Genomic DNA, 14,187 nt, shown 5'->3' with positions numbered 1-14,187 from the left:
GGAACTTCCATGGCTGACCGCCGCCACAACACCCGCGACGTGTTTCCGCCGACCGGAACGGAGCTGAACGCCAGGTCATGGCTGACCGAAGCACCATTGCGGATGCTGATGAATAACCTGCATCCGGACGTGGCGGAAAACCCGCATGAGCTGGTCGTCTACGGCGGCATCGGCCGAGCGGCGCGCACATGGGACGACTTCGACCGGATCGTTGCCGCGCTGAAGAGCCTGGAAGAGACCGAGACGCTGCTGGTCCAGTCCGGCAAGCCGGTCGGCGTTTTCAAGACCCACAAGGATGCGCCGCGGGTCCTGATCGCCAATTCCAACCTGGTGCCGCACTGGGCGACCTGGGATCATTTCAACGAGCTGGATAAGAAGGGCCTGGCCATGTACGGCCAGATGACCGCCGGCTCCTGGATCTATATCGGCACCCAGGGCATCGTCCAGGGCACCTATGAGACCTTCGCCGAGGCGGGCCGTCAGCATTACGACGGCAACCTCAAGGGCAAGTGGATACTGACCGCCGGTCTCGGCGGCATGGGCGGCGCACAGCCGCTGGCCGCCGTCATGGCGGGTGCCTGCTGCCTGGCCGTGGAATGCGACGAGACCCGCATCGATTTCCGCCTGCGCACCCGTTATGTCGACGAGAAGGCCACCTCCCTTGATGAGGCGCTGGCGATGATTGACGCCTGGACAAAGGCGGGCGAGGCAAAGTCCGTCGGCCTCCTCGGCAATGCCGCCGACATCTTTCCGGAGCTGGTCGCCCGCGGCATTCATCCCGATATCGTCACCGACCAGACCTCCGCCCACGATCCGATCAACGGCTATCTGCCCAAGGGCTGGACGCTGGGCGAATGGCGCGCCAAACGCGAGAGCGATCCGAAGGCGGTGGAAAAGGCGGCGCGCGCCTCCATGCGCGAGCATGTGGAAGCCATGGTCGCCTTCTGGAACCGGGGCATTCCGACCCTGGACTACGGCAACAACATCCGTCAGGTCGCCAAGGACGAGGGTTTCGAGAACGCCTTCGCCTTCCCCGGCTTCGTGCCCGCCTACATCCGTCCGCTGTTCTGCAAGGGCATCGGGCCGTTCCGCTGGTGCGCGCTTTCCGGCGACCCGGAGGATATCTACAAGACCGATGCCAAGGTGAAGGAGCTCATCCCCGATGACGAACACCTGCACAACTGGCTCGACATGGCGCGCGAACGGATTGCCTTCCAGGGCCTTCCGGCGCGGATCTGCTGGGTCGGTCTCGGTCAGCGCGATCGTCTCGGGCTTGCCTTCAACGAAATGGTGCGCACCGGCGAATTGAAGGCGCCGGTCGTAATCGGCCGCGACCATCTGGATTCCGGCTCGGTCGCCTCCCCCAACCGGGAGACGGAGGCCATGCAGGACGGATCGGACGCGGTCTCCGACTGGCCGCTCCTGAACGCGCTATTGAACTGCGCCTCCGGCGCAACCTGGGTTTCGCTCCATCACGGTGGCGGTGTCGGCATGGGCTTCTCCCAGCATTCCGGCATGGTGATCTGCTGCGATGGCACGAAAGAAGCTGATGAACGGATTGCCCGCGTGCTGTGGAACGACCCCGCGAGCGGGGTCATGCGCCACGCGGACGCCGGTTATCAGATCGCAATTGACTGTGCAAAGGACCATCACTTGAACCTTCCCGGGATCCTCGGTCCCGCAGAATAACAAGAACGACAAGACCTAACCGGACAACAGGAGAACAGCTCACATGAAATCGAAACTGATTGGATTTGCAGCCGTCGTCGGCGTCAGCCTCGGACTGGCCGGTGCCGCCCACGCGGATCAGCTCGCCGACATCAAGGCAAAGGGCAAGATCACCGCTGCCACCGAGATGCACTACGCACCGTTCGACCTTCTGGTCGACGGCAAGTACGAAGGCATCTGCCACGACCTCTTCACCGAAGTCGCCAAGGAACTGGGCGTCGAGGTCGAGTTCCTCGATCTGCCCTGGCAGTCGATCCTGCCGGGCCTGGAAGCCGGCAAGTTCGACTTCGTCAACGCACCGGTCACCATCACCGCCGAACGCATGAAGCGCTACAACTTCACCCTGCCGATCGGCAATGCGACCGTGGCCCTTGCCAAGAAGGCCGGCGACGACAGCATTTCCAAGCCGGAAGACATTGCCGGCAAGGCGGTCGGTTCCCAGAAGGGCTCTGCCCAGCTGGAACAGCTGAAGGCCTTTTCCGCGACCCTCAACCCGCCGGCTGACGTGCGTGAATACGTCAATATCGACGAAGCCCTCGCAGACCTCGCCGCCGGCCGCATTCAAGCGGTCGCCAACTCCATGCCGCTGATGGGCTATGCCTCCGTGCAGCGTCCGGGCCTGTTCGAAATGGTGATGCCGCCCTTCGGCGATCCGAAATACTTCGGCTGGGTCGGCACCGGTGGCGAAGACAGCAAGACGCTGATCGCCGCCATCAACGACGCCATCCTCAAGATGCATGAGGACGGCCGCCTCAAGGCGATCAACGAAAAGTGGCTCGGCACCGCTCCGGACCTGCCGACCTCCATGCCCGACGTCAAGTAACCTGACAACGGAGCCCGGCGGGGGATCCCCTGCCGGGCTTTTCACTGTCATAGTGCCCGCATCGTAAAAGCGGAGAGCGAAGGCGTGAATTTTTCCTTCGACGTCATCTGGCACAATCTGCCTTACCTTCTGGCCGCGGCCCGCTGGACCCTGCTGATCTCGGTCGCCGGAATGGCGATCAGCGTCACCTGGGGCGTGTTCCTGTGCGCGGCGCGGATTTCGAAAAATCCGCTGTTCGCCAATCTGGCGGCCCTCTACATTTCCTTCTTTCGCGGCGTGCCGCTGCTCGTGCAGTTGCTGATGGCCTATTACATGCTGCCCTATGTGGGCCTCGACCTGCCGGCGATCGCCGCCGCCATCCTGGCCGTCGGCCTGTGTTCGGCCGCCTATACGGCGGAGATCCTGCGCGGCGCGCTGCGGGCCATTCCCGCCGGCCAGACGGAAGCCGCCCATGCGCTGGGCATCCCGACTTTTTCCCTGTGGAAGCGCATCCTGGTGCCCCAGGCGGTCCGCATCGGCCTGCCGTCGCTGGTCAACGAACTCATTCTCCTGGTCAAGGTGTCCTCGCTGGCCTCGGTCGTCGGCATTGGCGAGCTGACCCGGATCTCCCAGAACATCACCGGCCAGACCTACCGGCCGCTGGAGATCTACATCGCGGCGGCCGCGATCTATTTCCTGATCAACCTGGTCATTTCCGGTCTCGGCCGGCTGGCCGAAAAACGGCTTCAGGCCGGGTGAGGGCGGGTAATGGAACTTGATCTCTTCGTCCGCTACGGACCGGCCCTGATCCGCGGTTTCGGCGTCACCATCCTGTGCTGGGCGGCCGGCTCGCTGGGCGGGCTTGTGCTCGGCTTCGTGATCGCCTGCCTCTACCGCTGGAGCATCGCGCCGGTGCGTTGGGTGATCTACGCCTATGTGGAGGTGATCCGCGGCACGCCGTTCATGATCCAGCTCTTCATCCTCTATTACGGCGGCCCCTACCTCGGACTGGTGCTGTCCCCGCTCCAGGCGGGCATCCTGAGCTTCGTCGTCTACGGTAGCCCCTATTTCTCGGAGATCTTCCGCTCCGGCTTCAACGCGGTCCCAAAAGGACAAGTCGAGGCGGCCCGCTGCGTCGGCCTGTCCGAAGTCACCATCCTGCGCCGGATCGTCCTGCCGCAGATGCTGGTGCCGATCACGCCGCCGCTCACCAACTTCTTCATCATCCTGACCAAGGAAACCGCGATCCTTTCCGTTGTCACCGTGCCGGAGCTGCTCTACGAGACCCAGACCATGGCGGCGGAAACCTTCACCTATGTCGAACCCTTCCTGGTGCTGTCGCTGTTCTACTGGCTGATGGTGATCGGCACCAACTGGCTGGGCGGCCGGGTCGAGGCGCGGGTGACGCGCCACCTGAAACGCGCCTGAAAACGCGCCTGAAAACGCGTCTGATGAACAAACGGGATCTGATCTGACCATGGCCGACACGACACCGAACACCAATGGCGCCGGCGAACCGATCATCACGGTGCGCAACATGGGCAAGTCCTTCGACGACTTCGTCGCCCTGCGCGACGTCACCCTGGACGTCAACCGCTCCGAGGTGCTGTGCCTGATCGGGCCGTCCGGCTCGGGCAAGAGCACGCTTTTGCGCTGCCTGAACTTCCTGGAAGCCTATGACACCGGCGAGGTCCGCCTCGACGGCGAACTCATCGGTTGGCAGGAAGATGTCTCGCCCCGCAAGGCCCGGTCTTCCGGCACCTTGCGCAAGCAGCGCCAGCACATCGGCATGGTGTTCCAGCAGTTCAATCTGTGGCCGCACATGACGGCGCTGGAAAACGTCGCCGAGGCGCTGATCCAGGTGAAGGGGATAGGCAAGGCCGCGGCCCGCGAGAAGGCCGAGGCCGCGCTGAAAAAGGTGCATCTGTCCGACAAGGCGCAGAGCTATCCGGCCAACCTCTCCGGCGGTCAGCAGCAGCGCGTGGCGATCGCCCGCGCCATTGCCATGGAACCAAGGGTGATGCTGTTCGACGAGCCGACCTCGGCGCTCGATCCGGAACTGGTCGGCGAGGTGCTCGCCGTCATGAAGGAAATGGCGGCGGAGGGCATGACCATGGTGGTCGTCACCCACGAGATGGGCTTTGCCGCCCATGTCGCCGATCGGGTCGCCTTCTTGGACGCCGGCCGCCTCGTCACCTGCGCCCCGCCCGCCGAGATCTTCGGCCGCGAGCCCGACGATGCCCGCGTCCGCTCGTTCCTGCAGACCTACCGCGAACGCAACGTGGTCTGAGGCGGAGGGGATCGGTGGGAAAATCCATTGCTATCTGGCTTGGCAATAAGCGATCCCCGCGGACGAGGCATGGCCTTGCGCCACACACGGGCTGTCACCCCGGACAAAGCGCAGCGGAGATCCGGGGCCTACTCGCAAAACCGCTTGCCGCAGCTTTGCTCAGGACAAAAACGGCTCTGCAAACGAGTCGGCCCCGGGTCTCACTGCGTTCGCCCGGGGTGACGGTTGGGGTGTCGCTTGCGAGTGGAAAAGAAAAGCGAATTCAGCGAATTACTGTTGGGGTGGACGGCCCCTACGGCATCGATGTGCCAGAATGAGGTTGTTACCGATCTCAAACTATGGAGCCGTCCATGAGGGATATTATTCGAGTTGGTATGGATACGTCCAAGACTGTTTTTCAGCTGCATGGGGTGGACGTTAGCGAGCAGCCGGTGTTGCGGAAGCGGCTTCGCCGTCGTCAGGTTCTCGACTTCTTTGCCGGGTTGCCTCCGGCGCAGGTGGGCCTTGAGGCCTGTGGAGCCTCGCATTATTGGGCTCGGGAGTTACGGAAGTTGGGGCATGAGGTCGCGCTGATCCCGCCGCAATACGTCAAGCCCTATGTGCAGCGGAGCAAATCGGACGCGGCGGACGCGGAAGCGATCTGTGAGGCGATGAGCCGTCCGAAGCTGGCCAAGAGCTTCGTGGCCGTCAAGAGCCCTGAGCAGCAGGCGGCGCAGATGCTGGCTAAGCTGCGCACGCAGTTCCTTGGTCGGCGCACACAGCTTTCCAATTCGATCCGTGGGTTTGCAGCGGAGTTCGGTTTGGTTGCCCCGAAGGGCCTGTTCCAGATCAACCGGCTTGTTGATCAGATCCGTGCGGACGAGACACTGCCGGAGATGGCACGGGATATGTTCGAAACGCTGGTGCGTGATTACACACGGGTCGACGAGGAAATCGCCGAGCTCAATGCAAAGCTGCGGAAGCTCCACCGTGCCGATGAACTCAGCCAGCGGCTGGCCGGCATCCCGGGCATTGGTCCGGTTGGCGCGACCCTGCTGGCGATCAAGGTGTGCGATGCGCAAGCCTTCAAATCGGGGCGCGATTTCTCTGCCTGGCTCGGCCTGACGCCGAAAAACCATTCCACGGCAGGCAAGAACCGGCTCGGTGTGATCACCCGCGCCGGGGACGAGATGCTGCGCGCCACACTGGTTGCCGGAGCAAGCGCGGTCCTGTTGCAAGTGCGGCGGGGACGGATGAAAACCCTCTGGCCCTGGCTGGACAAGCTGTGCGCGCACAAGCCCCATAAGCTGGCTGCCGTCGCGCTCGCCAACAAGCTGGCGCGCATCGCCTGGAAGCTGATGGTCAGCGGCGAAACCTATCACCCGCGGTCACCGAAGGAGCAACCGGTGCTCGCCTGACGATAGACAAAACACTTGCCCCGGCCAAAGACAGGCTGGCGCCACAGAGGAACTTGCAAGGGAAGATGAGAAGGTGTGTTCGGTCGAACCGAGGCGGATGGGAAATACCGTGGGATCCAGTGGCGGCTTCAAGGCCGATATCGCTGTACTGTTTGGATCCCATCCGCTGCGGAACCCATCTTGGCCAGCGGCAAAACGGCCGCAAAGCAGGCCGTACATATGACCGCAAGCGATCCGGAACACCTGAGAACTTCAACCTTGCAACCACGGGGCCGTCCACATATGGATCCCAGCCTGCGCTGGGATGACACCGAGTTTGGGGATATCGAGTGGTCCCAATTGCAAACAGCTGACCCGACCGGCAGTGGAGAAGAAGGTGGCATAGACACATGCAGGCCAGGACTGCCGAATACCCACTGTCGGACAATACCGACCTTCGTTTTGCAGCGGTTCTGACGAACCGGGCGCAGGATGCGAAGCGCAAGACCGATCGCACCAGGAACCGGCTGCTTGCCAGTCTTGCGAAGCATCTGGCGGACGGAATCGACCGGCGCGAGTTGAAAGTCGCTTCCGTGACGGCCGCAGCGGAGGTCGCCCACGGCACCTTCTATCGCTATTTCGACGACATCCGCGCAGCAACGGATGTCCTGATCGAGGACTTCGCTCTTTTTCTCAGGGCGATGCTCTCCACCCAGCGTGGAGGGGAACCGGGATCGCGGGAACGTGTACGGGGCACGAGCCTCGTCTATGCCCGGCTGTTCGCCGACAATGCCGCGCTGATGAAATGCCTGTTCGACATGGGCAGCGAGAGCACGGCCTTCGCGCGCTCCTATCAGGAGCTGAACCGGTCCTGGTACGAGCGGACGGCCATGGCGATCGCACGACACAAGACTGAAAACGGAGAAGCATCCACGCCGGAAGAGGCCCTGCCCGTCGCCTATGCGCTTGGCGGCATGGTCGACGAGTTCCTGACCCAGATCCACTTGCGCAAGGAACCGGCCCTGGCGCATTTCGCGGACGATCCGGAAGCGGTCGCGGACTTTCTGACGGATCTCTGGCTGAAGGGCGCTTACGGGACCGTCAGTCCTTCTTGAAGATGATGCTGGCGAGCCAGCCGGTGAATATCGCCAGGAAGACGGCAAGGAGGCCATAGGCAACCGGCATCTTCTGCGCCAGGTTGAAGGTCACCTGCTCGAAACCGGTCTTGGCGACATGCATCTTCGCTTCCGTCTTCGACAGCAGGCTCCCCTGATGCAGCAGGAAGCTTTTGACCTTGTAGGTTCCCACGGGAATATTGGCCGGCAGGGGGACATTGGTGCGGAACATGGTGCTGGTCAAGAACTCGATTTCCCCGGGGCGTTCGGAAAACAACCCCTGCTGCTGGCGCAGGCGCAGGAAGGCCTGACGGAAATCGTCGCGCTCCGACAGGGGTACGGAAGACTGGCGGGCGATGGGAAGGTTCAGGTGATTGAGCCCGATCCGGTATTGGTCCAGCAACTCCCTCGTTCCGAGCTCGCTCACCTTCGCCGTGCTGACCAGCGCGTAGAACGCAGGCACGTGTTCGAAGGTCTCGTAGTAGCGGTTGACCCAAACCCCCAGGAAGCGCCCCTTGCGCCGGGTTGTGACTTCCTGGGGCGGCCCCTCGACGATGATGACCAGATCATAGTCCCCGCTCCGGCTGATGCTGTTCACATCGCGCGCCACCTGCCCGAAAATGACGATGTCCGTCCCGGTAAAATTGGACTGGATGGACACCAGGTCGGAGGAAAGCGCCGTGACCAGTTCCTCCGCGTGAAGCGCCCTGCCGGAGGCAAGGCCGGCCAGAATTGCCGCGACCAGTAGGGCAAGATAGCGGATCATGACCCTGCCCCCGTAATGATCGCGATAGAGTAAAGGTCTTTCGGCGTCAGCAGCAGATCTATGGCAAAGCGCAGTCCCACGCCGAGGACCAGCAGGGCAAGAAGCAGGCGCAGCTGGTCGCCGCGCAGGTTCTGGCCCATGCGGGCGCCGAATTGGGCGCCGATCACCCCGCCGACCATCAGCGTCAGGGCCAGCACGATATCCACAGTCTGGGTGCTGGCCGCGTGCAGAACCGTGGCCGACGACATGGTGAACAGGATCTGGAACAGGGACGTACCGATGACGACCGAGGTCGGCACGCGCAGGAGATAGATCAGCGCCGGCACCATCATGAACCCGCCGCCGATACCGAGAACCGTGCCGAGGAACCCGATAATGGCGCCCAGCCCGAGAACCGGGATCACGCTGACATACAGCTTGGACTGGCGGAACCGCATCTTGAACGGCAGGCCGTGGATCCAGTTGTGCTGACCCGGTCGACGCGCCGTGATCTTCGCCCCGGTCTTGCGCCGGCGGATGGCGCGGATCGATTCAAACAGCATCAGGCCGCCGATGGTGCCCAGGAAGGTCACATAGGACAGCGAAATCACGAGATCGAGCTGGCCGAGGGACTGCAGCAGGTCGAACAGCATGACGCCGACGGACGATCCGCTGACGCCGCCGACCAGAAGCATGATTGCCAGTTTGAAATCGATGGCCTTGCGTCGCCAATAGCTGATGACCGCGGAGGCAGACGAGGCAACGACCTGGGTCGTGACCGTGGCCACCGACACCGCCGGCGGAATGCCGGAAAAGATCAGCAGCGGCGTCAGCAGAAACCCGCCGCCGATCCCGAACAGGCCCGACAGGAACCCCACGGCGCCGCCCATGCCGAATATGACAAAGATATTGACCGGTATCTCGGCGATGGGCAGATAAAGTTGCACGATGGGCTGCCGGAGTTCATCGCAGCGCAACGGCCTGCGCTGCTGGTGATTTCACATCCGGTTTAAGACCGTCCCTTGAAGATCTGTCAACCGGTGAAACTTGTTCGCCGCCGATTTGACTTAACTAAATCGACTGGCTGTCCAGTTCCTTGATCAAATCGGCGTCAATGACCCCGGTTTCCTTGAGCCCGAGGCTTCGCTGGAACGCCTTTACCGCGCTGCGGGTTCTCGGCCCCATCTCGCCATCCGGCGTGCCCGTATCGAAGCCGAGCTGGTTGAGCTGGGTCTGTGCCTTGCGCACCATCGCTGTGTAATCGACGCGATCCGAGCCTCCTACCGCTGCGTTGGTCGCCCCGATGCCCGCATCTGCCCATTCCGGATCCGTCACGACCTTGTTGGCCGCCGGCTCCGGCGTCTTGAGCTTGAAGTTCTCGACCGCCAGCCGGGCTTTCGCCAGGCCTGCCTGGTCGAGGGAATTGGCGACACCGTCGCGCTTCTTGGCGGCATCCTGATCGCCCTGCTCTGCGGCAATCGCGAACCACTTGTAGCTCTGGGTCAGATCCTTCTCCACCCCGAGGCCCCGGGCATAGAGAATGCCGAGATTGAACAGGCTGTCCTTGATGCCATAGATGGCGGCGCTCTCGAACCACTTGGCGGCCTGGGTGAAGTCCGGCGCGCCGTCGGCGCCTTCCGCATAAAGCACGGCCAGATTGTGCATGGCCTTGGCGTTGCCGGCCTCGGCCGCCTTGAGATACCAGTCCTTCGCCTTCTGGAGGTCCTTGGTAACGCCGCGGCCTTTCTCGTAAAGGCTCGCCAAGCGGTACTGGGCCGGAGCCAAGCCCTGATCGGCGGCCTTCTGGTACCATTTGGCAGCTTCCGCCAGATCCGCGGGCACGCCGTCGCCCTCGGTGTATTTCACACCGACAAGGAACTCGGCAGCCGCGTTTCCGCTTGCCGCAGCGCTGCGCAGGGCCATGGGGCCGACAGCTTCCGGAGGCAGGCTGGCCACTAGGCTCGCCGGGTGGGTATCGGCCCTGGTTCCGGCCTTGCCCGGTTCGAATTTCGTTTCCGGTTGAACTTTTTCGCCACCGAAGCTGCTGTTCACGCCTGCGGGCGGCGCGAAAGCCAGTTCTTCTCCGCTTTCGGCAGGAGCCATCGAAGGGGCCGACGCAAGCGCGGAAGCCGCCTGAGATGGCGTTTTCGGCTCAGCGGTTGCGGCCCGGACAGGCGCAGGCTTGCCGTCGGCATGGCCATCCGCCATCGCATCCTTGTTTTCCGAACCGGTCTTCGGCATGCCGACCGGCCCAGGAACCGGCTCCGCCTCGGCGGTGCGCGGCGGCGCCTCGACATTCTTGTCCGGCAATCCCGCGGTTTGCGCGGGCGCGGTTGCCGGCGCCCCTAACCCAGATGTCTTGGCCCCAGATGTCTCGGCCCCAGATGCCTTGACCTCGGATGTCTTCACATCAGGCGCTTTGGCTGCCGTCACCTGCGGTGCTGGCGCCTCGGTCGTCGCGGCAACCTGATTGTCGCCGGCCCCGGGGGCCATCGCCATCTTGAACACCTGAAGGGTGCCGATCGCCAGGACCACGGCGGCGGCTGCGAACAGCAGGGCACGGCGGCGGCCGCCGCTGGACGGCTGCGGATCCTCAGGCGCCGGACGATCACCCGGCAACACCCGTCCCGGATCGCCGCTCGGCGGAGCAGATTTTGCGGCTTCCGCGGTTTCTTTGGCAACAGGTTCGGCTTCTTCCGCGGGATCCTGCTTCTTCCGGCCACGCTTCAGGGCGCTCTTCAGCCAACCGATGCGCGCCTCGCTGCGATCTTCGTCCTTCTCTGCGGACGATGCGGACATCGCGCCTTCGGCTTTCAGCTGCGCGGCTTCTTCGGATGCCGCATGAGCGGCCCGGCGGGCAGCGGCGATGAAATCCGCCTTGCGATCGCGAACGCGGTCCGACGGACGCTCCCTGGAGGTATCCACGGGGGTGCGGGCGCCCATGTCTTCAGCAGCACCTCGTCCGGGCTTCGAAGCCCGGAACGAACCGGGCGACCGGCCGGTGACATCGCCGGAGCGCTCCAGGCTTTCCAGACGCCCGGTCAGGGAACTGAGGACCGCCTGAACGCCATCGAAGGTGTTGCGTGTGCGCTCGTCCGAGCCTTCAGCAGCATCCAATAGCCGTTTCAGGTCCCCCTGGAGACCCTCGATCGCATCGTCATAATCGGCTGACCGGGCCGCAGGCGCACCCGAGACGGCTTCGCGGGCCGCCTTTTGCGCGATATCGACGACATCGCGCCGGGTTTCCTGAAGTCCGTTTTCGATCCGTGCCAGCGCGGTGGCGACATCCGACATATCGCTGCTGCGGTTCGAAGAGGTTTCCAGTTGTTCGGCAAGGGCCGCGACCTTCTCGCCCAGCTGTTCCAGACGGCTTTCGTCCAGTGCCGTGCTGCCCTGCTGGATCGCCTGCGCCAGATCGTTGATGCGTTGCTCCAGAGCTTCGGAGGAAGCGGGTGCGGCAACGCTTTCCCGCATCGCGCCGATTTCCGCGCGCAATTTGTCCAGATCCGCGGTCGTGACGGTTTCCCTGGGCTGTTCCAGCTGCTCGGACAGAACGTTCAGCCGCGCCTGCAGCTGCGACAGGACGTTCGTGTCGATGCCGCCACCCGATGCGGATGCGTCGAGCATGGGGGCCGGTTTGTCGGCCTTTTTCTCGATCGCTTCGATCTTGCCCGTGATGGTATCGAGCCGGTCTGTAATGGCGGAATAGGCACCGTCATTCGTCGCGGCGGGTCCGGCCTGTTCCATCCGCTCCAGGCGGCCGACGATTTCATCGAGCCGGTTGTCGACCCGGTCGATGTCGATGTTTGCCTCGCCGTAAGCCCGATCGTCGGAGATCATTCCGACGATTTCCTCGAGCCGTCCTTGAAGGCGGATAAGGGTTTCGGGTGCCGGCATGCGCTCTTCCATGGCGCTGAGCCGGGTATCCAGTCCCTTTTGCTCGCGCGCCAGTTGCTCCAGGTCATCCAGACGGTTGGAGACGAAACGCATGCGGTCGTCGATGCCTTCGACCAGGCCCTTGATGTCGATCTGTTCGATGAACTGGCGCACCTCCAGCAACTCGGTGCGCAGGGGTTCTATATCCGCGTGGTTCTTGCGCTGGAGCAACACTTCCATGCGTTCGGAGATGTCGCCGATCCGGTCCTGAAGCACGAGGATATGCTCGCTGCGCGGCAGGGCGGCGAAAGCTTCCTCGATTTCGCTCAGCCGGGAGGCCAGAGTGCGCAATGCGCGCGGATCGACCGTCGCGCGGGACAATTCGTCAAGGCGCTGCAGGATATGGGCGTAGCCGTGCTCGAGCGTCTGCAGGGAGCCTTCCACGTTCGTGCGGCCCACCATGGCCTTCAGATCGGAAATTTCCTTGCGGATGTCCTTCGCCAGAAGGTCATCGTCGCGGTCCACGCGCAGACGCTCGACCATGTCGGCCAGACGGCGCAGTTCGGCATTCTGCTTGCCGACCCGTTCATGGGTGCCGCGCGAGTAACCGCCGAGCGCATCCTTCAGGGAGCCCAGCTCCTCGCGTACCCGGCCATAGGCCTCTTCCTGCGGCTGGCGCAAGGCCTCGATCCGGCGGCCGAGGTCCCGGTAGATATGGATCGCCGGATCGGGAGACCGGCGCCGGGACCGCCTGCGCGGCTGGCGGCGCGGACGTTCGTCATAGTCTTCCGGCTCCAAGTCGTCGAAATCGTCCGGCTCATAGGCAGCCTGACGGGAGCCCTCGTAACGCTCCTCGATGTCGCGCTCGTAACCATCGGTGTAATCGTCTTCATGGTCGGCATCGCCGGCCAGGCCCTGAACCTGCCGGTCCAGACGCTCCAGTGCTCCCAGCACATCGTCCAGACGATCAACCGGCTTGGGCCCCGGGCGGGTCTTCGGGCGAGGCGCCTCTGCCCGCCGGCCCCGGCGGGGTTCCAGTCGTTCTTCTGGCCTCTCGCGCCTGGGTTCCCGGTCTGCGGGTCTTTGCCGCCCGCCACGCTCACGCGTGTCCAGCAGCCGGTCGAGTTCATCTGCGACCGCTTCCAGTTCGTCCTCACCGTCGGAATAGTCCCTACGGCCCGGCCCGAGCGCGGTTGCGGTTCTGGTCAGCCGCTCGACCCTGTCGAGATCCGCACGACGGGACCGTCTCGAGGCAGAACCTTCGAACTCATCGTCCAGCGGTCGCCCGCGCCGATCCTGTGTTTCGAAACGTTCATGCCCGCGGCGTCCTGCATCGCGGTTTTTCCAACCCGGCATGTCTTGACCCTGAACTGACGGTCTCCTGACCGCTGAAAAAGACGCGCTGCGTTGCGCCAAAACAAGGTACAAGAGGCATTGCAGCAATTGGTGAATCTTTGTCCCTTCAGGGTAAACAGGGCGTTAATCGGAATAGCCAAATGCAAAAACTGTCGAAGTAGCCCTCCGCAAAGTGCAGCGAAAACCCGACCTGGCACGATTTCAACCGTTAACGTAATTAAACGGTTATCGACCTGCCTACTGGACGGTTACGTTCGCGTAAGCTACACATAACCGTAACGGAAGCAGCCGTCTTTCAGCCGTATCGCGACATGTGCCCGGCCCTGTGCGGCTTCGGACCCGAACATTCTCAGACACATCGAGATTAATACGGCCGGTCAGGCCGCAATAAGCAACAACGTGAACACAGGCGAATACCCGATGAGCGAAGCCCTCTCCATCCTGAGCGACAATGAACTGGTCGATGTCGTCGCCGCGCGAGACGAAAGCACCAAGAAGACCCAATTCACAATCGGCGACCTCGCCAAGGAATTCGGCTGCACCCTGCGCACCTTGCGGTTTTACGAAGACAAGGGCCTGCTCAATCCGAAACGCGACGGCATGAACCGGATCTACAACCGGCGCGACCGCGCACGGCTGAAGCTTGTCCTGATGGGCAAGCGGGTTGGCTTCTCCTTGACCGAAATCCGGGACATGCTGGATCTCTACGATCTGCGCGACGGCCAGGTGACGCAACTGCGTGTCGCGCTTTCGCGGTTCAACGAGCAGATCGCCATTCTGGAAGTCCAGCGCAAGGACATCGAACAGGCGATCGAGGAGCTGTCGCGCACGGTTGAAATCGTCTCCGGCATGCTGAAGCAGAAGGAAGCCGAAGGCGAGGAATAGGCCCCCGTCCTTCC

At 63.1% G+C, this 14,187-nt stretch carries 11 protein-coding genes; 8 read left to right on the top strand and 3 right to left on the bottom strand.

What is annotated here, in order from left to right; all coding sequences use genetic code 11:
* The first annotated feature begins 9 nt into the window (after positions 1-9).
* From hutU to ACN0SO_RS08040, 7 genes are all read left to right on the top strand, one after another.
* A complete protein-coding gene (gene hutU, locus ACN0SO_RS08070; protein WP_417676339.1) occupies positions 10-1,689 on the top strand; it encodes a urocanate hydratase in 1,680 nt (559 codons plus the stop codon).
* 43 nt (positions 1,690-1,732) lie between these two features.
* Positions 1,733-2,551: a transporter substrate-binding domain-containing protein gene (locus tag ACN0SO_RS08065; protein ID WP_417676337.1), complete on the top strand. Its 819-nt coding sequence runs from the start codon at positions 1,733-1,735 to the stop codon at positions 2,549-2,551.
* A gap of 84 nt (positions 2,552-2,635) precedes the next feature.
* On the top strand, positions 2,636-3,289 hold the full coding sequence (locus ACN0SO_RS08060; RefSeq protein ID WP_417676335.1) for an amino acid ABC transporter permease: 654 nt from the start codon (positions 2,636-2,638) through the stop codon (positions 3,287-3,289).
* Between the two features lie 9 nt (positions 3,290-3,298).
* On the top strand, positions 3,299-3,958 hold the full coding sequence (locus ACN0SO_RS08055; RefSeq protein ID WP_417676333.1) for an amino acid ABC transporter permease: 660 nt from the start codon (positions 3,299-3,301) through the stop codon (positions 3,956-3,958).
* Between the two features lie 49 nt (positions 3,959-4,007).
* Entirely contained in the window at positions 4,008-4,820 is an 813-nt protein-coding gene (locus ACN0SO_RS08050) for an amino acid ABC transporter ATP-binding protein (protein WP_417676331.1), read from the top strand.
* A 350-nt stretch (positions 4,821-5,170) separates the two neighbouring features.
* On the top strand, positions 5,171-6,217 hold the full coding sequence (locus ACN0SO_RS08045) for an IS110 family transposase (protein WP_417676329.1): 1,047 nt from the start codon (positions 5,171-5,173) through the stop codon (positions 6,215-6,217).
* Positions 6,218-6,606: 389 nt separating this feature from the next.
* Complete coding sequence (locus tag ACN0SO_RS08040) at positions 6,607-7,311, top strand: TetR/AcrR family transcriptional regulator (protein WP_417676327.1); 705 nt, start codon at positions 6,607-6,609, stop codon at positions 7,309-7,311.
* On the opposite strand, the gene ACN0SO_RS08035 is transcribed toward ACN0SO_RS08040, so the two are convergent.
* The 3 genes from ACN0SO_RS08035 to ACN0SO_RS08025 all read right to left on the bottom strand — a co-directional run bounded on the left by ACN0SO_RS08035 (position 7,298) and on the right by ACN0SO_RS08025 (position 13,288).
* Positions 7,298-8,077, bottom strand: coding sequence for a TIGR02186 family protein (locus ACN0SO_RS08035; protein ID WP_417676325.1), 780 nt, complete (start codon positions 8,075-8,077; stop codon positions 7,298-7,300). The two genes, ACN0SO_RS08040 and ACN0SO_RS08035, sit on opposite strands and share 14 nt — an antisense overlap.
* Positions 8,074-9,003, bottom strand: a complete 930-nt coding sequence (locus ACN0SO_RS08030) for a sulfite exporter TauE/SafE family protein (protein ID WP_417676323.1) — start codon at positions 9,001-9,003, stop codon at positions 8,074-8,076. Before ACN0SO_RS08030 ends, ACN0SO_RS08035 begins: the two co-directional genes overlap by 4 nt.
* Positions 9,004-9,127: 124 nt before the next feature.
* On the bottom strand, positions 9,128-13,288 hold the full coding sequence (locus ACN0SO_RS08025) for a peptidoglycan-binding protein (RefSeq protein ID WP_417676321.1): 4,161 nt from the start codon (positions 13,286-13,288) through the stop codon (positions 9,128-9,130).
* 420 nt (positions 13,289-13,708) lie between these two features.
* Between ACN0SO_RS08025 and ACN0SO_RS08020 the strand changes: the two genes are divergently transcribed.
* Complete coding sequence (locus tag ACN0SO_RS08020) at positions 13,709-14,173, top strand: MerR family transcriptional regulator (RefSeq protein ID WP_190291810.1); 465 nt, start codon at positions 13,709-13,711, stop codon at positions 14,171-14,173.
* Positions 14,174-14,187: the final 14 nt, after the last annotated feature.

Origin of the sequence: Roseibium sp. (assembly GCF_048260565.1) — a bacterium.
Classification (GTDB): domain Bacteria; phylum Pseudomonadota; class Alphaproteobacteria; order Rhizobiales; family Stappiaceae; genus Roseibium.
The sequence above is the reverse complement of the archived record's forward strand: the minus strand, read 5'-3'. Positions and strand labels throughout refer to the sequence as shown.

Bases quoted from the DNA above. Each gene is read 5' to 3' on its own strand.
- ACN0SO_RS08020 (WP_190291810.1), top strand. From the start codon at position 13,709: ATGAGCGAAGCCCTCTCCATCCTGAGCGACAATGAACTGGTCGATGTC.
- hutU (WP_417676339.1), top strand. From the start codon at position 10: ATGGCTGACCGCCGCCACAACACCCGCGACGTGTTTCCGCCGACCGGA.
- ACN0SO_RS08050 (WP_417676331.1), top strand. From the start codon at position 4,008: ATGGCCGACACGACACCGAACACCAATGGCGCCGGCGAACCGATCATC.
- ACN0SO_RS08055 (WP_417676333.1), top strand. From the start codon at position 3,299: ATGGAACTTGATCTCTTCGTCCGCTACGGACCGGCCCTGATCCGCGGT.
- ACN0SO_RS08035 (WP_417676325.1), bottom strand. From the start codon at position 8,077: ATGATCCGCTATCTTGCCCTACTGGTCGCGGCAATTCTGGCCGGCCTT.
- ACN0SO_RS08045 (WP_417676329.1), top strand. From the start codon at position 5,171: ATGAGGGATATTATTCGAGTTGGTATGGATACGTCCAAGACTGTTTTT.
- ACN0SO_RS08040 (WP_417676327.1), top strand. From the start codon at position 6,607: ATGCAGGCCAGGACTGCCGAATACCCACTGTCGGACAATACCGACCTT.
- ACN0SO_RS08025 (WP_417676321.1), bottom strand. From the start codon at position 13,288: ATGCCGGGTTGGAAAAACCGCGATGCAGGACGCCGCGGGCATGAACGT.
- ACN0SO_RS08065 (WP_417676337.1), top strand. From the start codon at position 1,733: ATGAAATCGAAACTGATTGGATTTGCAGCCGTCGTCGGCGTCAGCCTC.